Annotated in this window: 22 protein-coding genes; 12 read left to right on the top strand and 10 right to left on the bottom strand. The window is 73.5% G+C overall.

The window, feature by feature from the left end; translation table 11 throughout:
* Positions 1–78: 78 nt before the first annotated feature.
* Positions 79–2175: an RICIN domain-containing protein gene (locus AB0M16_RS10390; protein ID WP_365340960.1), complete on the bottom strand. Its 2097-nt coding sequence runs from the start codon at positions 2173–2175 to the stop codon at positions 79–81.
* A 448-nt stretch (positions 2176–2623) separates the two neighbouring features.
* Here AB0M16_RS10390 and AB0M16_RS10385 point away from each other — a divergent pair, with 448 nt between their 5' ends.
* The 8 genes from AB0M16_RS10385 (at position 2624) to AB0M16_RS10350 (ending at position 10872) form a co-directional block, all read left to right on the top strand.
* A complete protein-coding gene (locus tag AB0M16_RS10385) occupies positions 2624–3046 on the top strand; it encodes a hypothetical protein (RefSeq protein ID WP_365340958.1) in 423 nt (140 codons plus the stop codon).
* Positions 3047–3490: 444 nt separating this feature from the next.
* Positions 3491–3967, top strand: a complete 477-nt coding sequence (locus AB0M16_RS10380) for an SRPBCC family protein (protein ID WP_365340956.1) — start codon at positions 3491–3493, stop codon at positions 3965–3967.
* 107 nt (positions 3968–4074) lie between these two features.
* A complete protein-coding gene (locus AB0M16_RS10375; protein ID WP_365340954.1) occupies positions 4075–4233 on the top strand; it encodes a hypothetical protein in 159 nt (52 codons plus the stop codon).
* A gap of 855 nt (positions 4234–5088) precedes the next feature.
* Positions 5089–5286 carry a hypothetical protein gene (locus AB0M16_RS10370; RefSeq protein ID WP_365340952.1) on the top strand — a complete coding sequence of 66 codons (198 nt, stop codon included), beginning with the start codon at positions 5089–5091 and terminating at the stop codon, positions 5284–5286.
* A 368-nt stretch (positions 5287–5654) separates the two neighbouring features.
* Complete coding sequence (locus AB0M16_RS10365) at positions 5655–8141, top strand: molybdopterin-dependent oxidoreductase (protein WP_365340950.1); 2487 nt, start codon at positions 5655–5657, stop codon at positions 8139–8141.
* Positions 8138–8629: a hypothetical protein gene (locus AB0M16_RS10360; RefSeq protein WP_365340948.1), complete on the top strand. Its 492-nt coding sequence runs from the start codon at positions 8138–8140 to the stop codon at positions 8627–8629. The genes AB0M16_RS10365 and AB0M16_RS10360 overlap by 4 nt, the downstream gene beginning before the upstream one ends.
* 183 nt (positions 8630–8812) lie before the next feature.
* On the top strand, positions 8813–10132 hold the full coding sequence (locus AB0M16_RS10355; RefSeq protein WP_365340946.1) for a phytase: 1320 nt from the start codon (positions 8813–8815) through the stop codon (positions 10130–10132).
* Positions 10133–10404: 272 nt separating this feature from the next.
* A complete protein-coding gene (locus AB0M16_RS10350) occupies positions 10405–10872 on the top strand; it encodes a DUF3592 domain-containing protein (RefSeq protein WP_365340944.1) in 468 nt (155 codons plus the stop codon).
* 205 nt (positions 10873–11077) lie between these two features.
* Here the strand turns inward: AB0M16_RS10350 and AB0M16_RS10345 are convergent, their stop codons facing one another.
* The 7 genes from AB0M16_RS10345 to AB0M16_RS10315 form a co-directional block, all read right to left on the bottom strand.
* Positions 11078–12970, bottom strand: a complete 1893-nt coding sequence (locus tag AB0M16_RS10345; RefSeq protein ID WP_365340942.1) for a hypothetical protein — start codon at positions 12968–12970, stop codon at positions 11078–11080.
* Between the two features lie 405 nt (positions 12971–13375).
* Positions 13376–14785 carry a sensor histidine kinase gene (locus AB0M16_RS10340; protein ID WP_365340940.1) on the bottom strand — a complete coding sequence of 470 codons (1410 nt, stop codon included), beginning with the start codon at positions 14783–14785 and terminating at the stop codon, positions 13376–13378.
* Positions 14786–14994: 209 nt separating this feature from the next.
* Positions 14995–15585 carry a hypothetical protein gene (locus AB0M16_RS10335; RefSeq protein WP_365340938.1) on the bottom strand — a complete coding sequence of 197 codons (591 nt, stop codon included), beginning with the start codon at positions 15583–15585 and terminating at the stop codon, positions 14995–14997.
* A gap of 137 nt (positions 15586–15722) precedes the next feature.
* Positions 15723–16505, bottom strand: a complete 783-nt coding sequence (locus tag AB0M16_RS10330; RefSeq protein ID WP_365340936.1) for a cytochrome c biogenesis protein CcdA — start codon at positions 16503–16505, stop codon at positions 15723–15725.
* Entirely contained in the window at positions 16502–17110 is a 609-nt protein-coding gene (locus AB0M16_RS10325; RefSeq protein ID WP_365340934.1) for a TlpA disulfide reductase family protein, read from the bottom strand. Before AB0M16_RS10325 ends, AB0M16_RS10330 begins: the two co-directional genes overlap by 4 nt.
* Positions 17110–17901, bottom strand: a complete 792-nt coding sequence (locus AB0M16_RS10320; protein WP_365340932.1) for a thioredoxin family protein — start codon at positions 17899–17901, stop codon at positions 17110–17112. The genes AB0M16_RS10325 and AB0M16_RS10320 overlap by 1 nt, the downstream gene beginning before the upstream one ends.
* 270 nt (positions 17902–18171) lie before the next feature.
* Positions 18172–18726 (bottom strand): hypothetical protein, encoded by a 555-nt coding sequence (locus tag AB0M16_RS10315; protein WP_365340930.1) that lies wholly within the window; start codon positions 18724–18726, stop codon positions 18172–18174.
* Between the two features lie 552 nt (positions 18727–19278).
* Here AB0M16_RS10315 and AB0M16_RS10310 point away from each other — a divergent pair.
* On the top strand, positions 19279–21393 hold the full coding sequence (locus AB0M16_RS10310) for a hypothetical protein (protein ID WP_365340928.1): 2115 nt from the start codon (positions 19279–19281) through the stop codon (positions 21391–21393).
* A 370-nt stretch (positions 21394–21763) separates the two neighbouring features.
* Positions 21764–22555, top strand: coding sequence for a CAP domain-containing protein (locus tag AB0M16_RS10305; protein ID WP_365340926.1), 792 nt, complete (start codon positions 21764–21766; stop codon positions 22553–22555).
* An 8-nt stretch (positions 22556–22563) separates the two neighbouring features.
* Here AB0M16_RS10305 and AB0M16_RS10300 read toward each other — a convergent pair whose 3' ends face one another.
* Positions 22564–23271 (bottom strand): response regulator transcription factor, encoded by a 708-nt coding sequence (locus AB0M16_RS10300; RefSeq protein WP_365340924.1) that lies wholly within the window; start codon positions 23269–23271, stop codon positions 22564–22566.
* A gap of 552 nt (positions 23272–23823) precedes the next feature.
* On the opposite strand from AB0M16_RS10300, the gene AB0M16_RS10295 reads away from it, so the two are divergent.
* Together AB0M16_RS10295 and AB0M16_RS10290 are read left to right on the top strand one after the other, a co-directional pair.
* Entirely contained in the window at positions 23824–24426 is a 603-nt protein-coding gene (locus AB0M16_RS10295; protein ID WP_365340922.1) for a hypothetical protein, read from the top strand.
* A gap of 108 nt (positions 24427–24534) precedes the next feature.
* Positions 24535–25470: an oxygenase MpaB family protein gene (locus AB0M16_RS10290; protein ID WP_365340920.1), complete on the top strand. Its 936-nt coding sequence runs from the start codon at positions 24535–24537 to the stop codon at positions 25468–25470.
* Here the strand turns inward: AB0M16_RS10290 and AB0M16_RS10285 are convergent.
* Positions 25442–26833, bottom strand: a complete 1392-nt coding sequence (locus AB0M16_RS10285) for a Mucin-2 (protein ID WP_365340918.1) — start codon at positions 26831–26833, stop codon at positions 25442–25444. The two genes, AB0M16_RS10290 and AB0M16_RS10285, sit on opposite strands and share 29 nt — an antisense overlap.
* Positions 26834–26866: the final 33 nt, after the last annotated feature.

Genomic DNA, 26866 nt, shown 5'->3' with positions numbered 1-26866 from the left:
GGGAAGTCGCGGGTCTGGGGGCGGGCCGCCGATCGGCGGCCCGCCCGATGGACGAGGCGGTTGCGGCCCGCGGGCGGATCAGCCCGCCCGGCGGACCGTCCAGACCTGCGCCGTTCGTCCGTCGACGCGCTGGAGGTCGAGCAGCCAGGCCCCGTAGTAGGGGCGGTTGCTGACGGTCAGGGCGTAGGCCCCGCTCCGGTCGGCGAGCGTGACCACGCCGTTGGCGGCCGTCATCCGCCACTGCTGGGCCGAGGAGCCGGCCGCGCAGGGCTGCTGGGCCACCCACATGCCGGGCGCGGGTGTGCCGCCGGGCTGCAGGCACTTGCCGGAGGCCGCGGACCGGACACGTACGAGACCGGCGCCCGCGTCGTCGAAGTACCACTGCTGCTGCTCGTACCCGTTGCTCTGGGCGCCGACCAGGACAGTGCCGTCCGCGCTGCGGCCGCCCCACAGCTGGGCGCTGAGCCCGGTGCTGCCGTTGGAGAGCAGATAGCGGGTGTCGGGGGTGGTGGTGCCGCCCGACCCGGCGGTACGGAAGCTCGTCGCGCGGCCCGGCCCGCTGTCGCGGCCCTGGACGTCACGGACGGAGACGGCGACGGTGTGCGACGTGCCCGGCCGCAGGTTGTAGATCCGCAACGCGGTGCCCTGGACCCACGTCAGATGTCTGCCGTCGAGGAGCACCTGGTACCAGGAGGCGTTGCCGACCGGCTGCCAGCTCACCACGACGGAGTCCGCCTGGACCTGACCGACGGTCACGTCCGGACCGGCGCCGGGCCGCGGCCCGGTCGGGGTGGGAGTCGGGGTGGGCGTGGGGCTCGGAGTCGGGTCGGGTCCGGTGCCGCCGCCCTTGGCGCGCATGAGGAACTGGTTGTCGGCGATGTTCCAGTGCGTGGCGAGATAGCTGCCCGGTCGCGGGCTGGTGTGGAAGTAGTCGTCGTGGTTGCAGTCGAGGATGTTCTCCGACGCGCGGTTGGTGCAGACGTCACGCATCTGCGGGTAGTACGGACTGTCCGAGTAGCACATCACGTCCCACTCGTCCGTACAGTGCGCGCCGCGGCTGGTGTTGGGCGCGCTGTTGTTGACCGCGCCGAGGTTGTGGCCGAGTTCGTGGGCCGCGGTGTGCCCACCCCAGCAGCCGCTGTCGGTACGCCCGTACGAGGGGCCGAAGTTGCTCAGGTTGGACTGGCCGGGCCGCTCGTCGCCGGCGAAGGTGCCGATGCCGCAGTACACCTGGGCGTCGGCGAAGATCATGTACTTGCGGTCGCGACGGTCGAGGCCCTTGCCGGCGAGCGCCCGGTTGGTGGCGCTGAACTCGGACAGCGCGGAGTCGGGGAGTTCGATGTTGAGGACGGTGGGCGTGCAGTCCGCTGCCGCCACGTACCGGATGTGCCGGACGCCGCCGGTCTCCTGCGCGCTGGCCGAGTAGATGAGGTCGGCGTCGGCGGCCCACTTGCGGAAGGAGGCGAGGTACTGGGAGTACCGGTCGCGTCCGGGGCCGTGGACGTACACGACCTGGACCCGGTTGCCGGTGCTGCCGTCGCCGTCGCACTGGACGGTCTGGCCGGCGGGCCCGGCGGCGGCGGTCGTGGTGGATCCGGGGGCGGCGGGGGCGGCGGCCGTCGTGGGGCTCGGCGACGCGGCGGCTGCCGCCGTACGCGGGGCCCGCGCATCGACGGCGGGCGCGTCCTGGGCGGGCCCCTGGCTCTTGCGGGGCGCAGGCTGCGCGGCGGACGGCTTGGCCGGATCCGCGGCCGGTGCCACGGACTTGACGGCCGGCGGAGTGTCCTTGTGGATGTCGACGCCCTTCGGCGGGGCGTCGGGGCCGTGGGTGCAGTGGCCGGTGGCGGTGGCGTACACGCCGGCGCAGCGGTCCCCCTCGGGGGCCACCTTGAGCCCGTCGTACACCATGCCCCGGGCCGGCTCGTTGGCCGGCTTCTTCTGGATCGGCTCCGGTTCCTCGTCCCTGGCGGGCGCGGCGGCGGGTACGGCGATGTCGGTGGCGGGGGTCTCGAGGCGGGCGAGCGGCGTCGCGCCCGAGTCCGCGCGACCCGCCTCGTAGGCGATGCCCCCGGCTATGACTGCCGCGAGCGCCATGGCGGTGGTGACACCCGCGAAGCGTCTGCGAGGCCGCGCCCCGCGCGCCTGACTCTCCTTCGGCTTCCTATGTCTAGACATGCACACCTCAACTCTTTGGTCAGAAGACTGGGTGCGCGGAAGCCTGTCAGAACCTCCCGGTGGAGAATTCGGACAAAGGGGAGAGCGTTGAAAGAATCCATTCCGTTACCTACGCCACCGTATCTGATGAACACTCAATTTCCTTTAAAATAAGGGGAGTTACACGCGTCGCCGCGCCTTGGTCCAGGCCTTTCCGGCGATCCTGTTATGCAATCGAAATAAACGCCGACAACTATTGACGTGAATTCAGTAAAGGATTCACCTAATTTCTCACCTCGCGAATCCCCCCGATCACCACCCGTGAGCGCACCCCCAACTCGCCCGGTCCGCAAGGCCCGTGACCCTCCTGGCCGCCGCCCGGTCGGCGCGCGTGGGTACGCGACCGACAGTGCGGTGGGATGATCCAGTCCTCCGGTGTGCCTGGCGACGCCACAGGTGACCGAACGCCGTGACGGACAAGAAGGACGAAGGATCGATGACGCTGAACGTGGGCCGACGGGTGCGGCTGGCGGCGGATCTCCGGCTGGCCGGGTCGGTGACTCCGGCCGCGGAGCCCCCTGCGGAGACGGAGGCCTTCGCCGCCTCTCTGGCCCTGGCCGCGGGCACCGAGGGCACGGTCGAGCGCGTGGACGAGCACCAGCGGCAGCAGAGTCACGAAGTCCGTGAGTACCTGCGCCTCGCGTCGCTGCTCGGCGACTTCGGCCACCAGATGCCGCCGGCGAGCAGAAAGCAACTGGAGGAGCAGGTAGCGGCCTTGGAGGAGCACTGGATCGCCTACGAGCGCGGGAGGAGTCGCGTCACGGTCCGGGTCCGGCTCGACAACGGATTCGTCCTCGACGACGCGCCCGCGGGCGCTTTCGTCTCCGCCTGACCAGGCGCCGGGGCCTCGCTCGCCGCTCGTCGGCCCGTCGGTCGAGTCGCCGCACATCATGGCCGGCCCCGCGGCCCTCCAGCCGGCCCCGCAGCCCCACGGCTCCGCCCGTCGCCGAGGCGGGTGCCCTCCGCGTCGCCCGGGCGGTGAGCCCCGGCCCCGGCCCTCGCCCGGACGGCCTACGCCGCCACACGCCTCGCGGCGCGGCAGCCGTACGGCGCCGGGGACCCGTCCGTTCGCCGACGTGATGTCCTACGCAGACCTCGGCGGCCCGCTCCCTCGCACGCGCTGCCCGACGGCGTGGCAGGCCGCCGGGTCCGCACTCCTCCGCGGACGGGGCGCCCCGGCACGCGGGTCACTGCGCGTGCCGGGGACGCGTGATGCGGATAGCGTCGGCCGAGGTTACGGATGCCGCTCCCGACGAAGAGAAGGAAGGCGGTCGCAGTGTCCCGCAATCGCCGCTTGATCCTGAGCCCGCCGTCCAAAGTGTGGGGCCTGCTGTGCGACGGCCATCGTTACGGGGAGTGGGTGTCGGGAACGCAGCAGGTCATCGCCGTCGATCCGCAGTGGCCCGAGGTCGGCGCCCGGCTCCGGGTCCGCGTCGGTGCCGGTCCGCTCACTCTCGATGACACCTGTGTCGTACGCATCTGCGAGCCCGAGCGCCGTCTGGAGCTGGAAGCGAAGGCGGATCCCTTCGGCGCTGCCCGCATCGCCATGAACCTGATCCCCTGGGGGGAGCACACGCTCTTCCTCCTCGAGTGGCATCCCCTGCGCGGCCCCGGCACCCGCATGCACGGGCTCCCCGTCGACTACCTCGTCTCCATCCGCAACGGCATGATGCTGACGAAGCTCGCCAGGATCGCCGTCCGCGAGCGGCACGGCAGCCCCGCCGGAGTCCCTCCGGGGACCGTCGGCCGCTGAGGCGGTCGTGCCTCTTGCGACCTGCCGCTCACCGACCGGAACGGACGGCAGCCGCCCTCCGTCGTGTCCGACCCGCGATCCGGCCGAGGCAGGGAGAGGATGGGGACATGAGCACCCCTGAAGAGAACGAGCACACACAGGTCGACGACGAGACCCGGGAGCGGTCGGCGGAGCAGCGGAACATCTCTGCTCCCACGCCCAAGGACGTGCGCGCCAAGGCGCAGGACGACGACGATCAGGACGATGACGGGAGCGAGTCGCCGTAGGCCGACGGGCTGACCCGCAGGCCGACGGCCTGACCCCCGCCGGGCCCGCCGCGAACCGAGCGGTGGGGGTGGCCCGTGCGGCCGCGCCCGCCGAGCTCGGTGCCCGGCTGCGCCGGTCGGGCGGCCGGGTCTTCGCGTAGCCCCGGTCGGACTGCGCGTCGCTCCGGCCGGGCCGCTCGGGGGTCTGCGCGTGCTTCCGTAGGGCGGCCCGGCCCGCGCCTGCGTCAGTCGGGCGGCTCCGGCGGACGCGGCTTTCCGGGATCCGGTGTGGCTGGTTCGGGGCCGGGCCCCGTCGGACGGGGCGGCTCCGGCGGCGGGGTGGGCCTGCCCGGCGGCGCCGGCGGATCCGGCGGCACGGGGGGCTCGGCCGGCTCCGGCGGGCCGGAGGGCTCGGAACGCTGCGGTGGGCCCGGCGGCCGGGGCGGTTCGGCCTGCGGCACACGGGCGGTGTCGAGGTCTTGCGGCACGGGGGCGGTGTTCATGGGGCGGAGCTCCTTTCGGTCTGGTGGCGGCGTCCCCTCTTTCCGCGAGTGACCCGTATCGGCGGATTCATTCGACGGGCCGCGCCGTCTCCGCCCGGGACCGCGCCGATGCCTCCCGCCCGCGCGGACGTGCGGGGCGTCTTCGCCCCTGATTCCTCCTTGATTCCCCCTGCTGATTCCCCCTGCGCCTGTGCCCTTCGGTCCCTGACCCCTGACCCTTGAGCCCTCACCCGCGCCCCCCAGGGGCGGGTCGCGCGACCGGAGCGGCAGGGGAGCGGCACCGCCCAGGTCGAGGCCCACCGGTATGTCTGTCGCGGCCGTTTCTGGGTAGTCGCCCGTCCGAACACCGCTACGGCGGGACGGAGGCCAGGAGATGGGCAGGCACACCGGCGGCCGAGGATCCCAGAACGCGGGGCACGGCAGGCGTCGGCTCACGGACGAGGAGTTCAGCGCGCTGATGAAGGAGGCCCGCGCCGAGGCGAGCGGCCAGTTCATGGGCCACCCACCCACGGGGGAGCCGGACTTCTCCCTGCGCACCCAGCACGCCGAGTTCGGGGCGGCCGCCCACTGACAGGCCGCTTCGCTCCGGGCGCGGACCGCACGGAGCGCGTAGCGCGTAGCGGATGCGGGCGCCCACGCCGGGCGCCCTTGGCGAGAGGCAGCAGTCGAGAGCCAGCAGACGAGAGCCAGGGGCAACGCGGCACGGTGCGCGCACCGTGCCGTTCGGGCCGTCTCGGCCAGGGCGGCACCCTGCGCGCAGACCGTCCTCGGGAAGACGGGGACGCTCGGCCTGGAGCTGGAGCTGGAGCTGGAGCTGGAGCTGGGTTTGGGCCCTCGCGCCGGGGCCAGGCGTACGGGAGTCGAATACGCCGTCCGCCCGCGCCGCCGACCCGGCGGCGGCCCTGAGGGAGGGCTCGGGCGGCGGACTGGGAGGCAGTCGTGGACGACGCGTCGGTGGACCGGATCGCGCAGCCGTGGGGAGCCCGCGTGCCGTACGGCCGGCACACGCCGTGGCCGGCCCGGTCGGACACGTACCTCACCGGCGACGTCGAGCCGGACAGGGTGCAGCGGTGGGTGCAGGCCGCGTCGATCCTGCACTCGGACGGTGACGCGATGGACATCGCCGTCGTCGACGGGCGCATGGTCGGCGTGCGCGGGCGGGCGGTGGACCGGGTCAACCGCGGGCGGCTGGGACCGAAGGACCTCTTCGGATGGCAGGCGAACGCGTCTCCCGACCGGCTGACGCGCCCGCTGGTCCGAGAGGACGGACAGCTGGTGGAGACCGACTGGGACACGGCCATGCAGCGGGTCGTCTCGCGCTCCCGGGAGCTCCTCGACGACCGGGGGCCCGGTTCGATCGGCTTCTACACCTCCGGTCAGCTGTTCCTGGAGGAGTACTACACGCTCGCGGTACTGGCACGCGCGGGGATCGGCACGAACCATCTCGACGGGAACACCCGTCTGTGCACGGCCACCGCGGCCGAGGCACTCAAGCAGTCCTTCGGCTGCGACGGGCAGCCGGGCAGCTTCGACGACATCGACCATGCCGACGTGATCGCGCTGTTCGGACACAACATCGCCGAGACGCAGCCCGTCCAGTGGATGCGGATCCTCGACCGGCTGGAGGGCGCCGATCCGCCGCGCCTGCTCTGCGTGGATCCCCGGCCCACCCCGGTGGCCCGCAGGGCGAGCGTGCACCTCGCCCCGCGGCTGGGCACCAATCTGGCGCTGCTCAATGCGCTCCTTCACGAGATCATCCGCACGGACCGCGTCGACCACGCCTACGTCCAGGCGCACACGGTCGGCTTCGAAGAGCTCGCCGAGCACCTGCGCGACTGCACACCGCGGTGGGCGGCCGACATCTGCGGCATCCCGGCCGGCCGCATCGCCGAGGCTGCCGAGCTGCTGGGCGGCGCCGAGCGGCTGCTGTCGACCGTCCTGCAGGGCGTCTACCAGTCCCACCAGGCGACCGCCGCCGCTGTGCAGGTCAACAACCTGCACCTCCTGCGGGGCATGCTGGGGCGGCCGGGGGCGGGTGTGCTGCAGATGAACGGACAGCCCACCGCGCAGAACACCCGCGAGTGCGGAGCCAACGGCGACCTGCCGGGCTTTCGGAACTGGCAGAACGACGCGCACGTCGCCGACCTCGCCGAGGTGTGGAACGTCGAGCCCGCCACCATTCCGCACCATGCGCCGCCCACGCACGCCATGCAGATGTTCCGCTACGCCGAGCAGGGCTCCATCGCGATGCTCTGGATCTCCGGCACCAACCCGGCCGTGTCCCTGCCGGAGCTGTCCCGCATCCGCTCGATCCTCGGGCGGGAGCGGCTCTTCGTCGTCGTGCAGGACCTGTTCCTGACCGAGACGGCACAGCTGGCCGACGTGGTGCTGCCGGCCGCGACGTGGGGGGAGAAGACCGGCACGTTCACCAACGCCGACCGTACCGTGCACCTCTGTGACAAGGCGGTCGAGCCTCCCGGTCGGGCGAAGCCCGATCTGGAGATCTTCCTCGACTACGCGCGGCGGATGGGCTTCCGTGACAAGGACGGCGGGCCGCTGATCACCTGGAGCGACCCCGAGTCGGCCTTCGAAGCGTGGAAACGGTGCAGCGCCGGCCGCCCGTGCGACTACACCGGTCTGACGTACCGGATGCTGCGGGGCGGCAGCGGCATCCAGTGGCCCGTCGACGAGACGGCGCCCGGAGGCACCGAGCGCCTCTACACCACAGGCATCAGCTGGGCGTCCCCCGACCTGTGCGAGGAGTACGGCAAGGACCTGGTGACCGGGGCCGCCGACGGCGCGGTGGAGTACCGGTCGTTCAACCCGGACGGCAAGGGCATGCTCAAACCGGCCGCCTATCTGGCCCCGCACGAGCTGCCGGACGAGGAGTACCCGTTCCAGTTGAGCACGGGCCGGACCCTCTACCACTTCCACACCCGCACGAAGACCGGCCGCGTCCCCCAACTCGACGCGGCAGCCCCGGACGTATGGGTCGAGATCTCCGCGGACGACGCGGCGCGGCTGGACCTCGGCGAAGGCGACCTCGTCGACGTCTCCACCCGCCGCGGCACCCTGCGGGGACGGTTGCGCGTCACCGGCCTGCGGCCCGGTGTGCTCTTCGTCCCCTTCCACTACGGGTACTGGGACACACCCGCGGGCTTCCGGCCCGACGCCACCTCGCCCGGCCGGGCGGCGAACGAGACGACGATCACCGACTGGGACCCCGCCTCCAAACAGCCGCTGTTCAAGACGGCCGCCGCGGCCCTCGCCCTCGTCGCGCGCGGCGACGGCACACCCAGCCCGGCACCCACGACCGCGGCCTCCGCCCCCGTGAACGGGAACGTACGGGATACCGCCGGCGGCCCGTCCGCCCGGGCGACCCAGGCGCGGCACCCCGCGTGGAACCCCCAGGGAGGCGACCGGTGAACGGCGTCGAACTCCTCCTGCGCGCGCTGCATCGGGGCGAGCAGGCTCTTGCCGAGGAACTCACCGCAGCGGCGGAGCACCACCGCGCCGAGCACGAGATCCACCACGTCGCCACCGATCTGGCCGCCTGGTCCCACGAACACGTCCAGCGCCTGACCCGTACGGCCGCCGAGCGCGGGCTCGACCTGGCGGGCGTCCCGGCCGGCGCCCCCGGCAACATCCTGGGCGCCGACCCGATGAGCACACCGGAGGCAGGCGGACCTTCGCCGGAGTCCCCTCTGATGCTCCTGCGCGACCTTAGGAACCTGCACCTCAGGGCGGTCTCCAACTCGCTGCACTGGGAGATGCTCGCCCAGGCCGCCCAGGCATCGAAGGACGCCGCACTGCTCTCCCTCGCCTCCGACTGCCATCCGCGGACGCTGCGGCAGATGCGCTGGACCAACACCCTGCTCAAAACCCTGTCGGCGCAGGCGATCACGAGCATGTGAAGCGGCGTGCGTCCTGCGTGCCCAGCGGTTCCCGCCGCTCCCGTGACGTGAGCACCGCCCTGCGCGGGGGGAGCGGGCCGGGCCCCCGTCCCCAAAGATCACCCGCTGTTAACGGCTGCGTTCCGGTGCCTTCGGCAAGTCCGTCTAGCGTCCCAGGTGTTCATATTCCTACCAAGGAGTAACATGGGCGCTTTCGCCGTCGGCACCACCCTGACCGCACTTGCCACCGCATTCACCCTGACCACCGGCCCCGTGGCCCCGGTGACCGTCACAGCCACCGTCGAGACCCCCGCGGTCCACGACGACGAGGCGGGAGCCAACGCCGACGCCGACGACCCGGCGGTGTGGGTCGACCCCAGGAATCCCGGCCGCAGCATCGTCGTCAGCACGTTGAAGGAGGCGGGCCTCGACGTCTACGGACTCGACGGCCGACGCCTCCAGCACATCGCGGCGCCGCAGGCCCCGAGCGAGGACGCCAAGCCCGGCCGCTTCAACAACGTCGACATCGTCTACGGCTTCGTCCTGGGTGGCCGCAAGACGGACCTGGCCCTCGTCAGCGACCGGGGCCGTGACCGCGTCCGCGCGTACGCCATCGACCCGGCCGCCGTGGCCGCGGGCAGGCCGCCGTTGAAGGACGTGACGGCCGCCGACGCGGCACCGGTCTTCGCCGCCGACGAGAGCGAGGTGGAAGGCCAGCGCACCTCCTACGGCCTGACCGCCTTCAGCGACGACGACGACGCCTACGTGGTCGTGTCGCAGCGCGAGGAGACCCGCCTGCGACTGCTGCAGCTGGAGGACCGCGGCGGACGCGTCGGCTACCGGACCGAGGACACGCTCGACCTGCCCGACACCTTCACCCTGCCCAACGGCACGGCGTGGACCCCCTGCGCGGACCCCGGCGAACGTCCCCAGGTCGAGGGCATGGCCGTCGACCTCGAGGACCACGTCCTGTACGCCGCCCAGGAGCGCGTGGGCCTGTGGCGCATCAACCTGGACGACGAGGAGTTCGAACGCCCGCAACTGCTGGACCGCGTCCGCGAGTACGGCACGCCGTGGACGTACGACGCGGCCGAGGAGGAGTGCGTCCTCGACACGGCCGGCGACCCCGGCTTCGGCGGCGAGCACCTGCGTGCCGACGCCGAGGGCGTCACCGTCTACCACGCCGGGAACGGCGCCGGGTACGTCCTCGCCTCCAGCCAGGGCGACAACACGTTCGCCGTCTACGAACGCGGCGGCGACAACGACTACGTCGGCTCCTTCGGCATCGGCGACGGCGCGGTCGACGGCGTCCAGCACTCCGACGGCTCCACCGTGGTCAACGTCCCCCTGGGCCGGAACTTCCCCCAGGGCATGCTGATCACCCACGACGGCGAAGCCACCCCCGTCGACGGCGACCGGGCCGGCACCAACTTCAAGTTCGTCCGCTGGGACGCCGTCGCCCGCGCCTTCCGCGAGCCGCTGACGATCGACACCACGTCCTTCGACCCCCGCGACGCGGACTGACCGTCCGCGCCCCGTCCGACCGACGCCGAGCGCCGCGTTCGTCGAGGGTTCCCGTGTGCCGTGCCCAGTGCGCCGAGCGCGCCGCACCCAGGGGTCGGCCACCGCCGGCCGGGCAGCCCGATGCCCGGCCGGCGACCGACCGCCTGCGGTCGGTCGGCTACGGTCGGAGTCCTGCCCGACCGGGGTCGGCGTCCGTCGGGGGTTTCCCCGCACGGGCCGCCGCACCCCCCTACCCATGTCGTCGCCGTGCGCGGCCGAATCGAGAAGCTCGCATGTCCTCCACCCACATCGCCTGGCTCATCGCGCTGGCCTTCACCCCGACGGGAGCCGTCCTCGCCACGGCGGCCCATGGCAGGATCCGGGAGATCCGACGGCTGATCCGGACGGGGGAGCGGGCTCAGGGCGTGGTGATCCGCCTCGAGCCGACGCAGCTGGAGGGACCCGGCTCGGAAAGCACGATCACCGTCCGCCGTTCCGGGACCACCGCCTACTACCCGGTCATAGCGTGGACCACGGTCGACGGTCAGGCGATGGAGACCAGGACGCACGTCGCTCGTCCCCTGAACAGGACGCTCTCGCTCGGCGCCCGGGTCGACGTGCGCTACGACGCGGCGAAGCCGTCGCGCTGGACGCTACCGGCCGAGAAGCCCGGCGTGTGGTGGCTCTTCGTGGGGCTCGGCGGCCTCTGCGTGGCGATCGGGACGGCGTTCGTCGTCGTGGCGCTGTCGTACGGGCCTTGAACACGGACGGGGCCGGCTCCTTCGCGGGGCGAGCGCCCGACGGCGCGGCCGCGACGCACGCCCTCGACGCGGCGTGTGCCGTTCCGGCTCCACGTCTCAGTGAGCCGGAACGGTGCGACGAGGCCGGACCGCGGCAGCCGGACCGGTGGGCCGGTCGCGCATCCCGGAGTCCGGCCGGTCGCCTCAGCCGCGCGCGTGCCGGGTGTCAGGCCGCGCGGCGGCGCCTGAGGGCGTAGAAGGTGATGCCGCCGAGCAGGAGGACCCCGGCGCCCACACCCGCCGGCAGCGCGAGACCGCCCAGAGGCGACTCGTCGTCCTTCGCGGCGGAGGCTGTGCCGCCGCCGCCCCCGCCCCGTTCGCCGTTGCCGTTCGCACCGGACGGCGAGCGGCCCTGGGCGGCGTCGTCACCGAAGAAGAACACCGGGCTGTTCCCGGACCTCGGTGTGCCGGAGACGTCCACCGTCAGTGAGATCGGTACGACGACGCCCTTCGCCTCGTCGCCCGGCTCGGCGACCTGCGCCTGGATGTAGTACGTGCCGGGCACGTCGTACCCGTTCGAGTCGGGGCTCTTCGCGTCGTCCGGCGCGGTGATCTCCCAGGGCCCGCAGACCCGCTCGATGTGCCCGGTCCTGCCCGAGAGGAGCTCGGTCAGGTCGTGGTCCTCGTTGCACAGCGTCGACGAGCGCTGGGCGTTGTAGACGGTGACACCCCACCCGGCGGTGGCGGAGGACGGGAAGTCGGCCGGAATGTCCACGCCGGCCCTGACCGTCAGTTTCTGGCCGGCCTTCAGCTCCACCCGCCAGAAAGGGGCCTCACCGACGGCGATGGACTGCCGGTGGGTGCCCGGCCCGATCGGGGTGGCGCTGTTGAAGGAGAAGCCGCCCTCGGCGTCCGCCCCGGTGCGGGGCTCAGGAGCCCGCGGGCCGGACTCCTGGGTCGTCTTGTCGGCGATGCCGACGAGGAGCTCGACGGGCAACGGCCCGTCGCCGGACCTGGTCACGTCGTTCTCGACCATGATGCAGCCGACGTCGTTCGGCGCGCGCTTCTCGTTGCCGGCTCCGGGCTTGCTGCGGCCTCCGGCGGAGATGATGTTCGCCCAGCCCGTCGACTGGGCGAACTCCCGCAGCCACGCGCGGGGTTCGCCGTCTCCCGGAGGGCCGGCGGCGACGGTGATGTGGGACCCGCGCCCGTACCCCTCCTCGGCGACGGCGGTGGCGCTCACCTGCAGCCGCTGGTCCGGCCGCTTCTTGACCTTGTAGTAGAGGTCTTTCCCCCCGGTGAACTCGTCCAGGTACTGGCCGGGAGTGACCAGCGGTGCGTCCTGGCAACCATTCCGGGAGCCTTTGAGCGGCGTTCCGGTGGCCTGGTAGGTGCGCCACGCCTTGCGGAACAGGGTGCTCAGATTCGCGGTGAGCGAGTCGGCGTCGCCCGCGTCCGCGTACGACCCGCCGGTCACGTCGGCGATGCACTTCAGCTGCGCCCGTGCCGCGGAGGGCGTGCGGAAGCCGACCACGTCCACGGCGAGCCCGATGCCCTGCGCCTTGAGCTCGCGGGCCACCTCGCACGGGGGCGGCGGCGCACAGGTGTCGTCACCGTCCGAGATCAGGACGATGTGGCGCTCGCCGCTCGTGCCGAGGTCCTTGGCTGCTTCGCGGAGCGAGACGCCGATCGGTGTGAACCCGAGCGCCTTGAACGCCGCGACCCGCTGCTGGGCGTCCGCCCGTGCCGGCCGGTCCATCGGCGTGACCGGCAGGACCTGCTGCGTGTCGGCGCAGCCTTGCTTCTTGTCCTGTCCGGGATAGGTGGCGCCGTACACGCGCAGTCCCAGGGGGGCCTGCTCGGGGGCGGTGTCGATGATGCGGGTGACCGCCTGCTTGGCGGCGGCCAGGCGGGTCTGGCCACCGGCGTCGTTCTCGTTCATCGACCCGGACAGGTCGAGGACCAGATCGATCCGGGCGGGCGCCGGAGCCCCGGGTGCCGCGCGTGCCGCGGGTGCTGCGGAGGTGGCGCTCGCGGTCGCCGCCGGTGCCAGGAACGCACCGAGCACCAGCACGGATGCGACGGCGAGTACGCGTGGTCGGCGCGGTCTCGGATTCATGAAGGTGACCTCCCAGGAGTTCGTCCGTGCGGCGGAGCGGACGTCGTGCCGACCGGACTCTCGGACTCTTGCCCCTGCGGGATTCGGTCGGCCCGAACTGCTGTGCCGTGCAAGGGCTTTACCTCACACCCGAATCAAGGGACGATGCGCACCTGCGAACGGTTCCGCGTGCGCACCGGATGTCATGGATCTGGTGTCTCAAGGTGGATGGGAGGGAGGGGCGTGCCGATCGCAAATCCCGATACCTGCGGCAGACCGCCGACGGCAGCCCACGGCAGCCGACGGCGGCGGCTTGAAGGGCCCACCCATGAGGGCACCACGGGGGCCGCCGAGGAGCGTCTGGGGCCACCGCCCCTGACCCGGCTGCCTCGCTGACGGCGGGGAACGTGGGCTGCTGCGGGACCGTCAGTCGCCCTGAGGGTTCGGCACGCGTGCCGCCCCGGCCTTCCTGCCCCTCCGTCGAGTCCGTGGACGCCTGCCCGTCGGCTCCGTCGACAGCTGGAACGTGACCGCCACGCGGGCGCCGCCCAGGGGGCCGCGGGTGATGTGGACGGTGCCCCGGGCGGCGAGGGCCGCGCGGCGGGCGATGTCGAGGCCCAGCCCGGTGGAGCCGGTACTGCCGCCGCGGGCCAGGGCGCCGTCCGGGTCGGTGATCCCGGGGCCGGCGTCGTGGACGGCCAGCTCCACGGTGTGCGCGGTGCGGTTCACGCAGATCTCCAGGGCGGCGCCCCAGGGGGTGTAGCGGAAGACGTTGCCCACGAGTGCGTCCACGACGGCCGTGACGTCCGATTCCGGCAGGCAGACGGGGGTCGTCTCGTCGGTGATCTGAAGCTCGCAGGGGCGCGCCTGCTGGCCCGCGAGCACGGCCCAGAAGGCCGCGCGCCGACGGACGACGTCGGCGACCTCGCAGCGTTCCCCGCCGAGCGCATCTCCGTCGGGGGAGTCCTCCCCCCGGAGCACCCGGCCCATCGGGCCGACGGCCAGCGGCGTGCGGGCCTCGGCGATGATCGCGTTGAGCTCCTTCTCCAGCTCGGCGACGGCCGCCTGGATGCGCCCGGTGTCGGCGCTCGGCGCGATCCGCTCGACGGCGAGGTGCAGCGCGGTCAGCGGGGTGCGCAGCCGGTGGGACAGGTCGGCGACCAGCTCCCGTTCCACCGCGAGCAGATCCGTCATCCGGTCGGCCATGGTGTTGAAGGCCGTGCCCGCCTCCTTGAGTTCCGGTGGTCCCTTGGGTTGTACGCGGGTGTCGAGGTTGCCCGTGCCGAGTCGGCGCGACGCCTCGGCCAGTCGCTTCGCGGCGGTGACGACGGCGGAGCCGAGGCGGTCGGCGACGAGGACGGAGCCGCCGAGCAGCAGGACGGCCAAGCCGGCCATGACGCTCCACGAAAGAGCGACGCCGCGGGTCAGGTCGTCGTCGGGCACGAAGTTCTCCACCACGGCGACCCGGTCCTGGGGCAGGATCACCGGCTGCAGGTAGATCCAACCACCGGGCACGTCCCGCGAGATCGACTCGCGTTCGACCTCGGCGCGGCCCAGCAGCTCCGGCGGCGCGTGCCCCGCACCGCCGACCGTGCTGTGGTCCGGCAGATGGATGACCATGTGCTCGGCCGCGCGCAGCCCCGCGCCCGCTTCGCGCAGTTCGGCCGCGTCCGTGGTGAGCGCCAGGATCGGCGCCATCGCCGCGGCGCTCTGCTCGGCCGCCGTGATGCTCTGCTCGCGGGCGAGCGACATCACCAACAGTCCCAGCGGAATCAGGAACGACAGCGCCACCATCGAGGTGACCGCCAGGGCCACCCCCGCCAGGGAGCGCCTCACCGCGGGGCCCCGCACTCGTCATGGGGTCTTCGGGGCCCTCGGTTCACGGGTGCAGCGCTCCAACGGGTAGCCGCGCGTCAAGCGGTACGGGCAGGGTTCGGGGTCCGGGACGAAGGTCGCCGCGGGCGGGCGCCGGAAGGACTCCGGCGCGACGCCCGTCACGAGGGCGGCCGGCGTCACCGGGCCTCGTGATCCGCGACGACGGGCCGTCAGACGGCGTCGAACGACAGGCCGTCCTGGCCCGTGTGCAGGGCCACGGCCCGGTCGGCCACGGGGATCGTACACCCCTCGGTCGAACTGCAGCTCGCATAGCCGACCAGCACCTTCGCCCCGCCCGGAGCGGTCGCCCGGATCGGCAGCGTGACCGTGACGGGGCCGTCGGGATAGACGGGCACGGCACTGCGTACCCCGGGCACCTTGATGGTCTTGACGGGCTTGTCCACCGTCATCCCGCCCGCGGCGGTGACCGATCCCGTCGGACGGACCTGGGTGGGCCGCCCCACCCCCTCGACGCCCTCCGCGGGAAGCGCGGTGCTGTAGAGGTGGAAGCCGGTGTCGTCCGGGGTGAAGGTGGCGACCAGGGTGCCCGCCGAGGACTTCCAGTCCGCCACGCTCAGCCGGACGGTGACCCCGTTCTCGTGGAACTCCGTCATCGCGGCGGGATGCCGCGGCGCGGACTCCCGTCCGCACCCGGTCGACGAGGAGGCCGCCAGCAGGGCGACCGCCAGCCAGGCGAGGCGCGTGCGTGCGGCGCGGGGGAGGCGGGGAGCCGGGTGTCCAGGAGTCATCTGCCGTGTCATGTCGTCGTTCTTCGTCTTTCTTCCGTTCAAGGATGGTTTCGCTGCTGCTCCCGGCCGGCCACGTGCCGTGGGGGAGTGCCATCTGCTGACGCCTGACGCCTGACGCCTGACGCCTGACGCCTGACGCCTGACGCCGCTCACAGAACCGCGGTCGTTCCCTCCAGCCGTATCTGCAACGCGTACACGAGGTCCGTCCACAGGCCGGTGACCAGCAGGACGCCGACGAGGACCAAGAGCGCGCCCCCGGCCCGCATGACGGTCCGGTGGTGGCTCTTGACCCAGCGGAAGGCGCGCAGGGCCCGCTGGAAGGCGAGCGCGGTGACCAGGAACGGCGCCCCGAGCCCGACGCAGTAGCAGACCATCAGCAGGGCGCCGCGCCCGGCGCTCGCCTCGTTCCAGGCCAGCGCCTGCACGGCGGCCAGGGTCGGTCCTATGCACGGGGTCCAGCCCACGCCGAACACGATGCCCAGCAGGGGGGCGCCCGCCAGGCCGAAGGCGGGGCGGCGCCGGCTGCGCAGCTCGCGCTGGGTGAAGCCGGGCAGCCAGCCCGCGAAGGCGAGGCCCATGACGACGGTGAACAGGCCGAGGACCAGCGTGACGGTGTCCTGGTAGGCGAGCAGGTTGCGTCCGACGAACCCGAACAGGGCACCGCCGGACACTAGGACGCTGCTGAAACCGAGGACGAACAGCGCTGCACCGGCGACCATCCGGCCCCGCCTGCCGCCGTCCGCCCCGGCGAGATCGGACACGGACAGGCTGGTGACGTAGCTCAGGTAGCCCGGTACGAGCGGCAGGACGCACGGGGAGAGGAAGGACACCAGGCCGGCGGCCACGGCCACCGGCACGGCGAGCAGCAGGGTGCCCGACACCGCGCCGGCGTCCAGGCCGGAGGCGAGCGCGATCCCCGTGGGGCCGGTCATGCGCCCTCCTCGGCGACGCGGTTCACCAGGGGCTCCAGCTGCGCGCGGGTGACGGGTCCGGAGACGGCGACGGCGATCCTGCCCTGCCGGTCGATGACGAGGGTGGAGGGGATGGCCTGCGGGTTGAGCAGCGCCGGCGGGAAGGCCAGGAGCAGCTTCGCGTCGGGGTCGTGGATGCTCGGGTACCGCAGCCCGTACGTCTTCTCGAACTGCCGGGCGGGCCCGGTCGAGCGGTCGCGGACGTTGACGCCCAGGAGCTGCACCCCGCGCGGCTCCGTGGCGGCCCGCAGCGCCTCCAGATCACGGGCCTCGGCGCGGCAGGGCGCGCACCAGGAGCCCCACACGTTGAGGACGACGACCTTGCCGCGGTAGGAGCGCAGTCCGGCGTCCCGGCCGGCGAGATCCCGGCCGGCGGTGTCGGGCGCCGGGCGGCGGTCCGCCACGGGCAGGACCTTCGCCGTCGAGGCGGTGCCGGCCCCGGACGCTCCGGCGTCGGCGCCGTCCGGTCCGGCCGCGGTGGCACCCCCGCAGCCGGTTGCGGCGAGGGCGAGGAGCAGCAGGGTGACCGCCGTCGGTGCGCCGCGTCCGCGACGGCGGGCCGTCATCAGGCCCACTTCCGGAGGAACGCGCTCAGGCCGGCGTCGGTCAGGTCCGGGTTGCCGGTCGAGTGCGTCTCGGTCACGACCTTGCCGCTGCCGTCGAGGACCACCAGGACGGGCATCTTGTACGCGCCCTCGCCGGAGCAGTAGCTGCGCAGCAGGTCGAAGGCGGCGGAGTCCTGGCTGCCGATGTCGACCTTGACGACGTGGTACGAGGCGTCGAGGAGTGCGCCGACGCCGCTCGTCGCGAAGACCTTGTCGGCGGCCCTGCAGTTGCCGCACCAGTTGGCGCCGAAGTCGATCAGCACCTTCTTGCCGTCGGCCTTGGCCGCGGCGACCGCGGCCCTGACCGCCCCGCGGGCGTCGGCGCCCGTGGGGTAGCCGGTGGCGAAGCCCGAGGAGCCGGATCCCGAACCGCCCTTCGTGGCGGCCGGCTTGGCCGGCTCGGCGGCGGCCGTCGTCCTGGCGGGGCGCGGCGCGGCCTTGGTCGTGGCGGCGCTCCTGGCGGCGGGCGAGGAGGTGGACACGGTCGGCCGGGCCGTCGGTGAGGCCGACGCGGACGCGGCGCCCGGGGTGGCGGAGGCGGTCGAGGCGTCCATGGACGGCGCGTCGGTGGTGGTCTGGTCGGTGGGGGCGTCCGGGGCCGCGGCCACGGAGACGTTCCGCGCCGCGTCGTCCTTCGAGCCGCCGACGCCGCAGGCCGTGGCCACGGCAGCGGTCGCGACCGTCAGGGTGACGGCGGAGAGGCGGACGAGTCCCTGTATGCCAGCGGTGCGTGGACGCCGGTGTGCGGCCATGGCGAATCAACCCCTAGTGTCGGTGGAGTCTCCGGGGCCTTGAGGCGGCCGGTGCCGGAGCGGGGCCAGGACGCCGTCCGGCGCCCCGCCGTGCGGGGCCGGAGTGATCGTCCTGACCGACCGTGAGCTTAGGGGCGGAAAGGGCTCCCGGAACCGTCCTGATGCTGCTCATCAGGGAGGCTTAAGGAACTGCTCAGGTTCGCGACGGCGGGGCCGTGGACGGGGCCGCGGCCGGGGCCGTTCCGGGTGGCCACGGCATCTGCGGAGGCCTCACAGCCGGGTTTCGCGCACGCTGGCCTGCGCGGTCGGCACGACGGTCGCCGTGATCTCCGAGCGGTGGTCGTCGCTGGTGAACACGACCACGAGCGTGCCGGGGTCGGTCTGCCGGGTGCTCGTGCGGAACCCCGGGTCGGGGACGGCGGAGACGAAGCACACGCTGTCGCGGCCGTACTGGACGGTGACCTTGCCGCCTTCGGAGGGGACGGTGTGCAGACCGGGCCCTCCGCTGCACTTCGGCGACGATGGCCGGGGCGAGGAGGTGACGGGCGCCCGTGTGGACGACGGCGAGGGCGTGCGCGAGCTGGTGGGCGCCGGTGCGGACGGGCCGGTCGGGGCGGTCGACGGGGCCTTGGGCGTTGCGGCGGCGGACGAGGCCGGCACGCCCACGATGCCGGACGGCGACGGATACACGGCCTGGACCGACCGCGCGGCGGGCGGGGTCGGCCGCGTCAGGCCGATGACGAAGTACACCGTGAGCATGACCGCGGTGACGCTGGCCGCGGTGCACGACAGCCATATGAGGAGGTAGCGCGTGAGGCGTGGCACCGCATCAGTGTGGCCGACGCCCGCAGCACCGCCCGCCCGGGCCCCGCTCGCGGAGCGGGCCCGGCGGAGTCGGACACGCGGCGGGCCCGCCCGGCGGAGCGCGGGGCGCGCCGGTGGCACCCGCTCGACAGCGTTGTCCGAGGCGCGGGAACCGGTCATGTCGAGCCCGGCCCGACTGGCCGTTCAGTCAGCGTCCTCCGGGACCGGGTGGCACCCGCCCGCACCGGAGCCGTCCGGGCTGGGCGGGAGACGGGACCGCGCTCCGGCGGCGCCCGCGGGCGCGGCACCCCGTCAGACGCCTCCGACCTGCGGTTCCTTGGCTCGCCCGGCCCCCGAGGGGCGCGGTGGACGGTCGTTTCGGGGCCGCGCCCCGAGGGGCTTCAGGTCTGAACCTTCGCCCACATCCGTCCCGTGGCAGCAGGGGATCACGGCACGGGATCTTCTGGCGTGAACGCACCAGCCCTCGACTCGGGCGCCGGACGCCTCCGTTGACTTCTCGGGCGCACCTCACCACATTTCCGCGTTGCCATGTCCCTCACGAAAGGCGTGCGGATGAGACGTCGAAGAACCCTCGGAAGAAGCCGCCTGCTGCTGTCGGGCGCGATCGTCGCGCTCCTGGGGCTGTTGCTCGGCTCCGGGGTCGCCGGAGCCTCGGCGGGTCCGGCCTGGTGGGAACCCACGGCCCGCCCGGCACCGGATTCCCAGGTGAACGTCACGGGGGAGCCCTTCACCGGGACCGACGCACAGGGCCGCGTACGCGGCTACGTCGACGGACACGTACACCTGATGTCCAACGAGGCCTTCGGCGGACGGCTGGTCTGCGGGAAGACCTTCTCGCCCGCGGGCGTGGCCGACGCCCTCAAGGACTGCCCCGAGCACTACCCGAACGGCGTCCTCGCCCTCTTCGACATGATCACCAAGGGCGGCGACGGCCGGCACGACCCGAACGGCTGGCCGGACTTCCGCGACTGGCCGGCCCACGACTCCGCCACGCACCAGCAGACCTACTACGCATGGGTCGAACGGGCCTGGAGGGGCGGCCAGCGGGTCCTGGTGAACGACATGGTCACCAACGGCGTCATCTGCTCGCTGTACTTCTTCAAGGACCGCGGTTGCGACGAGATGACCGCCATCAGGCTCCAGATCCAGAAGACGTACGAGCTGCAGGACCACGTCGACCGCATGTACGGCGGTACCGGCAAGGGGTGGTTCCGGGTCGTCACCGAACCCGCGCAGGCGCGCGAGGTCATCGAGGCGGGCAAGCTCGCGGTCGTCCTCGGCGTCGAGACCTCGGAGCCGTTCGGCTGCAAGCAGGTCCTGGACGCGCCGCGGTGCAGCATGCAGGACATCGACCGCGGGCTGGACGAGCTGCACCGGCTGGGCGTCCGCAGCATGTTCCTCTGTCACAAGTTCGACAACGCACTGTGCGGGGTCCGCTTCGACTCGGGCACGCAGGGCATGGCCGTCAACGCCGGTCAGTTCCTGTCGACCGGCACCTTCTGGAGCACCGAGCCGTGCGCAGGGCCCCAGCACGACAACCCCATCGGCTTCGGGACGCTCGCCCCCGAAGCGCTCGCGGACGACGCGGCGCGCGAGGGGGAGTCGGGCTCCTCACCTCCCGAGGCGGAGGCGGCAGCCAGGATCCGCGCGTCCCTGCCGGAGGGCACCGCACTGCCCGACTACGGGAACGCCCTCCAGGCACAGTGCAACCGCCGCGGCCTGACCGCGCTCGGCGAGTACGCGGTGCTCGGCATGACGAAGCGCAACATGATGCTCGAAGTCGACCACATGAGCGTCAAGGCGGCCGACCGGGCACTGCGGATCCTCGAAGCCGAGGGCTACCCCGGCGTCCTGTCCACCCACGGCTGGATGGACGACGGCTGGACCGAGCGGGTCTACCGTCTGGGCGGCTTCATCACCGGCCACATGTACGAGGCGCCGGCGTTCATCGCCGAGACGCGCAGACACGCCGACCTGCGCACGAAGTACGGCGCGGGCTTCGGCATCGGCACCGACATGAACGGCTTCGCCTGGCTCCCCGGCCCACGGGGCGCGCACACCACCCCCGTGACGTACCCCTTCCGCAGCCCCGACGGCGGCTCGCTCCTCGACCGGCAGGTCACCGGCAACCGGGTCTGGGACGTCAACACCGACGGCGGCGGCACGCACTACGGACTCGTACCGGACTGGATCGAGGACATCCGCGTCTCCGGAGGCCAGGACGTCGTGGACGAACTCATGCAGGGCGCCGAGGGCTACCTCCGCACCTGGGGGCGGACCGCCGCCCACCGCACCCCCTACGTACCGCTGGTCCGTGGCTACCGCTCGTACCACGGCCACCTCGCCTCGCCGCGCGCCCTGCCCGGCGGATTCACGCACGAGGCGGTCTGGAAGGTGCTGCGCGACCCGGCGCCCGACACGGTACGCCTCTACGAGTGCCAGGCCGCACGCCACTCGCTGCTCACCCCGGACCCGGGCTGCGAGGGCCTGCCGAGCCTCGGACCGATCGGATACGTGTACGCGCGGGCGGTCCCGGGCTCGGTGCCCGTGTACCGCTGCCACATCCCATCCGTGTTCGACCACTTCGTCACCAACAGGGCCGACTGCGAGGGCCCTTACGTCCGGGAGGGCCTGCTCGGCCACGTCATGCCGTCGACCACCGGCTGACCGGCGACCGCACCACCGGCAGAGCACGAGGCAGGGCCCGCGGTCCCACGGCCGTGGGCCCTGCCGCGCGTCCGCGTGCCGCACCACGACCCGCGGGAGCCACGGGGCGGACGGGCACACCGGGACCACCCCCGCCGGACCGCCCGCCACACCCGACCCGCCGGTCGGCGCCGAACCTGAGCAGATGCTTATGTCCTCCTGAGCGCCTCCCTCAGACGGCGTTCTCGCAGCTCCGGCCCGCCTACGATCCGGTCACGGCAAGCCGCGGACCTCTCCGCCGCACACGCACCGCCGAGCTCCCACCGTCGCGCACCCGCAGGCCCCGGGCACCCCGCCCCCGACCTGCCCGCACCCCCTGGAGGACCCCGAGATGAGCCCCCGTGCCGCCCACGGACGCCGTGGACACCGTGCCCCACGCCCTCCGCGCGTCACCGCAGCCGTGGCGGGCATCGGCGCCCTGGCCGTCGCGGCCGCCTGCATGGCCGGTGCCGAACTGACCGGCGCCGCAGGCGACAAGGCCGACCAGGTCGCCCTCGGAGACGGAACACCCGGGGTGATCCCCACCCCGACGTCGGGGCCGTCCTCGGCGCCCGCGTCCTCCGCCCCGTACACCCTGACGACCGCCTCCCCCGCAGCCTCCGCCCCGGTGTCCCCCTCGGCCACCGAGGCGGCGAAGCCCTCCGCGCCCCGCACCGCCGACAAGCCGGCCTCCGCACCGACCAGGACCGCCGCCAAGAAGCCCTCGGCCACCAAGGCCGACAGCGGCTCGCGCCCCACGGGCAGCAGCGAGGCCCAGGAGGTCGTACGCCTGGCGAACATCGAGCGCGCCGCAGCGGGCTGCAAGCCCCTGACGGTCGACGCGGACCTCACCAGGGCGGCCCAGGACTACACGGACGACATGGCTGCCACCGGGAACTTCTCCCACACCGGCACGGACGGCTCCCAGCCGCAGGACCGCATCGAAGCGGCCGGGTACACGTGGTCACGGTCCGGCGAGAACATAGCCAAGGGGCAGAGCGACGCGGCGGCCGTCATGGACGCCTGGATGAACAGCCCCGGCCACCGGGCGAACATCCTCAACTGCGGCTTCACCGAGATCGGCGTCGGCGTCAGCACCGACGGCGGCCCGTGGTGGACCCAGGACTTCGGCACCCCCGCCTGAGCCGGCCCTCAGTGCGGCGCCACCAGCTTGATGCCGACACCGCGCACGGTGCGCAGATAGCGCGGTGCCGAGGCCCTCTCGCCGAGCTTGCGCCGCAACGCGGACACGTGCACGTCGATCGTCTGGTCCTCGATGTACGCCTCCCGCCAGACCTCCGCGAGCAGGCGGCGCCGGGAGACGACCGTGCCGGCGTGCCGGGCGAGGAAGGCCAGCAGGTCGAACTCCCGACGGGTGAGGACCAGTTCATGACCCGCCAGGTACGCCGCACGCGCCAGCGGATCCACGGTCAGCTCGCCGACCGTCACCGGACTCGACGGGGCGACGGCCGGGGCGTGCCCGGCGACCGGAGCCGGGGCCGCGCTGCGCCGCAGGACCGCGGAGAGCCGGGCCATGAGCTGGGCCCCGGAGAACGGCTTGACCAGGTAGTCGTCCGCTCCCGCGTTCAGCAGCTTGACGATCTCGCCCTCGTCGTCGCGGGCGGTCGCCACCACCACGGGCACGTTCGAGATGCCGCGGATCATCCGCAGGGCGTCGCCGCCGTCGAGGTCGGGCAGGCCGAGGTCGAGCACCACCGCGTCCAACGCCCCCTGCGTGACCTCCCGCAGCGCACCGAAACCGTCGCCCGTGCTGCGCACCGTGTGACCGTGCTCCGCGAGGATCTCCATCAGCGAGGCACGGATGCTGGGGTCGTCTTCGACCACGAGTACGCAGGGCATGGCGGACACCCTACAGCGGCCTGTTCACCCTCCGGACGGCCCGGAGAAGGCCCCGCGATGCCCGGCCCCGACGGGCCCGGAGGGCGGGCGATCGCACCCTGCGGCCCCGCCCCGACGGACTGCGTGCCAGGCCGTGCGGGTCTCCTGCCCGCCGGCCGGTGAACGTCAGGTCACCGGTTCCGGGCCGGGCCCCGGAGCGGGAAGCGGCCCGGGTTGCGGGAACGGTTCCGGACGCGGCCCGGGCGAGGGCGGATCCGGTTCGGGCTGCGGCGGCGCCGGCGGAACCGGGTCGGGCCCACCGGGCCCGGGCGCCGGCCCGGGCAGCGGACCCGGCGTGGGCCCGGGGCCGGGCCCCGGCGACGGCGTGGGACTGGGCGGGACCGGGTCGTTCGGAGGCGTACTCATGCCCCGCGCCTACCCCCGCGGCGACACGGCAGTCCTGTCGCCCACGAGCTCGCGGCGGCGACAGGGGCGGTGACGGGGCGCACGGACCGGTCGCTGCCTGCAGGCCGCCGTGCTCCTGGACGGGGCGGGAACCTAGGATCGCCACCCATGGGGGCTGACATCGAGGGTCTGATCGAGGTACGCGAGGCCGACGGCCGCTGGCGGACCGGGGACTGGCTGCCGGACTGCGCGCTCGTGCGCGACCGCTACGCCCGGGAGTGTCTCTTCGGCTACGGCGGGGGCCTCGGCCTGGAACACGACCGGGCGCTGTTCGACCACCGGGGCAAGCCGGACGACGTTTCGGACGACGTTCCGGACGACGAGGTGAACCACAGCCACTCGTACGCCACCTGGGCCGAGGTCGCGGCGGTCGACTGGGACGCCCCCCTCGCCGACGGGCCCGCCTGGACGCACATCGGCGAGTGGCGGCCCGGCCCGGACGGCGAACTCGTCCTGGACGGCGTGCGCTGGACGCCGATCGAGGTCCTCGACGCATCGGAGGAGATCTTCGGTGAGGACCTGATGCCCCCGGAGTGGCCGGAGGGCGGGGAAGTGCACCTGGACGGCGCGGTCTACCGCCCCGTGGTCGTCACCCCCCGCATGTTCGCCCCACCGGACGGCGACCGCTGGGGGCCGGTGTGGGCGATGATGCGCGAGCTCGCCGCGGTGCACGGGGACGAGAACGTCCGCCTCGTGGTCTGGTTCGGCTGACGGCCGAGGAGCATCGGGCGCCGGTCCGGCCGCCCGCCCCGCAGGGCCTCCGGCGACCACGTCGGAGGGCGACGCCCCCCCCGCGGAGCCGTGTCGCACACTGGAAGGGTGCTCTGGAACCCACCGTGCATCGGTGAGCTGCGGGAGCGGGCCGGTGAGGCGTTGCTGCACCGGGTCGCCGGCCCGACCGCGCGCGAGAAACGGGCCCGCATCCACGAGACGCCGGGTCCACGCTGGTTCGGCCCGGACCGGCCGGTGCGGGTCGTGCACGCGGACGCGTCGATGTACGTCGGCGGGCTCGCCGCGCTGCTCCTGCAGTCGCTGCACCCCGTCGCGATGGCGGCGGTCACCGCGCACTCCGGGTTCGAGAGCGATCCCTGGGGGCGGCTCCAACGCACCAGCACCTTCCTGGCGGTCACGACGTTCGGTACGGCGCAGGATGCCGAGCGCGCGGTGCGTCGGGTGCGCCGGGTACACGACTCGGTGCGGGGGCGGACGCCGGACGGCGTGCCGTACCGGGCCTCCGATCCGCACCTGCTCGCCTGGGTGCACGCGGCAGAAACCGCCTGCTTCCTGAGGGCCCATCAGCGCTACGGAAGGCGCCCGCTGGATCCGCGGGCGGCGGACGGCTACGTCGCCGACATGGCGCGGGTCGCGCGCCGGCTCGGCGTGGCGGACCCGCCGCAGGGCACCGCGGGCCTGGCGGCGCGGCTCGCGGACTACCGACCGGAGCTGCGCCCCACCGCCCAGTCGCGCGCGGCGGCGCGCTACCTGCTGTCCCGCCCGCCGCTGCCGTGGCCCGCGCGGATCCCGTACGCGTTCCTGGCCGCCGCGGCGGTCGAGCTCCTTCCCGCATGGGTACGGGCCCGCCTCGACCTGCCGTACGCCACGCGCCTGCTGCTGCCGTTCGCCCGCCCCGGCGGACACGCGGTCGTCGCGGCGATCCGCTGGATCATGCCCGCGGCGCCGCGGCGGAGGCCGCCGGAGCGACGCCGAGCGGGGGTGGGCTCCGTGGTCAGGCGGACACGCCGGCGCGGTCCATGACGGCGGCCATCTCCTCCGCGGGGAGCGCGGGGTTGGCACCCGCGCTGGAGGCCAGTTCGGGGACGTGGAGCACTTCGCGGAGCCGGGGGAGCGGGAGGCGACGGTCACCGGCCGCCGCCTGGCGCGTCCAGACCGTGCGGTCATGGCTGAGTCGCTCGATCAGCGCGGGGGTGGCGGCCGGGTCCCGGACGGCCAGCCGACGGTAGTTCCCGTCGGGGTGGTCGGCGTAGCGCGCGGCGAGACCCTCGCGGGGGAAACGGGGGTGAGTCTCCGCCATCCAGGCGGAGAACGTCCCGCCGAGCCGCGCGTACACGCGCATCAGGACCTCCTCCGGAGCATCGGGGTGGTGCACGCCCAAGAGGGCCTCCACCACGGGGTCCTCGGTGCGGGCGAGCAGGCGCAGAGCGTCGGGCGGCAGGTGGGGGCTCTGCGCGGCGGCGCGTCGGAGCAGCGGATGGGCGGAGGCCGCGGCCCGACGCAGCACCTCGGGGTCGCAGAGCCCGTCCCGAACCCACGCCACGTCTCCTCCCCTGGCGAACGCCCCCACGGTGAAGTCGATCGCCATGCGCCGCTCCTCGCTCAGCTCGGGCCTGAGGGAGACCGCGAGCCGTACGGACTCGTCGGGGTCGGCGGCGAGCCGCTCCACGAGGTCGGCGGGCAGCGACGGGTTCTCGGCGAGCGAGACCAGGTGCGTCCCTTCGGTCACGCACCGTTCGGCGTCCGCGCGGAGCAGGAGCCCGCGGCGCAGGGCCTCGGCGGCGGACCGCGGATCGCGGAGGAGCCCGGCGGTGACGTGCGCGTCCTCTCGGCACGCCCACAGCGCAGCGGCCCGCCGCACCTCGGGATCGGCGTCGGCCACCAGCGCCGACCGCTCGCCCGTCGGCAGGATGTCCCACGCACGGACCGCTGCCCGGCGCGCCGCCGGATCGCGGTGCGTCGCCAGCGAGGCCACGAACGACGGCACGAGGTGGGGCGAATCCAGCAGGGCCTCCCGGACGGACGGGTCGGGGTCGTCGATCAGGCGGGCACACACGGCGTCCGGCAGCGGCATGACGGGTGTACGCGGATCGCCCCACTCGGGTCCGTACGCGAGGGCGGCCCGCACCCTGGGGGAGGGGTCGTCCGCGAGCCGGGCCCGCTGTGCGGGGTCCGCCCCTTTGCTCATCGCGAATTCGATCCGGGTGCGCGGGTCGGGGTGGGCCAGGATCACCGCGACGGCCGGTTCGGGAAGTCCGGCCCGCTGGAAGGCCTGGCGGGGCGGGCCGTCGCCGGCGTCGTGGGCCAGCAGGCGCAGCAGCAGTGGCGTCGGCAGCGCCGGATTGCGGGCGACTCCGTCCAGCGCGGATGCGTGGAACGCGACCATGATTCCCCACCCCTGTGTCTCTCGTTCGGTCCG

Source organism: Streptomyces sp. NPDC051921 (assembly GCF_040680975.1).
GTDB lineage: Bacteria > Actinomycetota > Actinomycetes > Streptomycetales > Streptomycetaceae > Streptomyces.
Note: the sequence above shows the minus strand (reverse complement) of the source record. Positions and strands in the feature narration are given on the sequence as shown.

Bases quoted from the DNA above. Each gene is read 5' to 3' on its own strand.
- AB0M16_RS10370 (WP_365340952.1), top strand. From the start codon at position 5,089: ATGGGCAGGCACACCGGCGGCCGAGGATCCCAGAACGCGGGGCACGGC.
- AB0M16_RS10300 (WP_365340924.1), bottom strand. From the start codon at position 23,271: ATGCCCTGCGTACTCGTGGTCGAAGACGACCCCAGCATCCGTGCCTCG.
- AB0M16_RS10295 (WP_365340922.1), top strand. From the start codon at position 23,824: ATGGGGGCTGACATCGAGGGTCTGATCGAGGTACGCGAGGCCGACGGC.
- AB0M16_RS10375 (WP_365340954.1), top strand. From the start codon at position 4,075: ATGAGCACCCCTGAAGAGAACGAGCACACACAGGTCGACGACGAGACC.
- AB0M16_RS10320 (WP_365340932.1), bottom strand. From the start codon at position 17,901: ATGGCCGCACACCGGCGTCCACGCACCGCTGGCATACAGGGACTCGTC.
- AB0M16_RS10330 (WP_365340936.1), bottom strand. From the start codon at position 16,505: ATGACCGGCCCCACGGGGATCGCGCTCGCCTCCGGCCTGGACGCCGGC.
- AB0M16_RS10335 (WP_365340938.1), bottom strand. From the start codon at position 15,585: ATGACACGGCAGATGACTCCTGGACACCCGGCTCCCCGCCTCCCCCGC.
- AB0M16_RS10285 (WP_365340918.1), bottom strand. From the start codon at position 26,833: ATGGTCGCGTTCCACGCATCCGCGCTGGACGGAGTCGCCCGCAATCCG.
- AB0M16_RS10310 (WP_365340928.1), top strand. From the start codon at position 19,279: ATGAGACGTCGAAGAACCCTCGGAAGAAGCCGCCTGCTGCTGTCGGGC.
- AB0M16_RS10355 (WP_365340946.1), top strand. From the start codon at position 8,813: ATGGGCGCTTTCGCCGTCGGCACCACCCTGACCGCACTTGCCACCGCA.
- AB0M16_RS10345 (WP_365340942.1), bottom strand. From the start codon at position 12,970: ATGAATCCGAGACCGCGCCGACCACGCGTACTCGCCGTCGCATCCGTG.
- AB0M16_RS10350 (WP_365340944.1), top strand. From the start codon at position 10,405: ATGTCCTCCACCCACATCGCCTGGCTCATCGCGCTGGCCTTCACCCCG.
- AB0M16_RS10305 (WP_365340926.1), top strand. From the start codon at position 21,764: ATGAGCCCCCGTGCCGCCCACGGACGCCGTGGACACCGTGCCCCACGC.
- AB0M16_RS10390 (WP_365340960.1), bottom strand. From the start codon at position 2,175: ATGTCTAGACATAGGAAGCCGAAGGAGAGTCAGGCGCGCGGGGCGCGG.
- AB0M16_RS10325 (WP_365340934.1), bottom strand. From the start codon at position 17,110: ATGACGGCCCGCCGTCGCGGACGCGGCGCACCGACGGCGGTCACCCTG.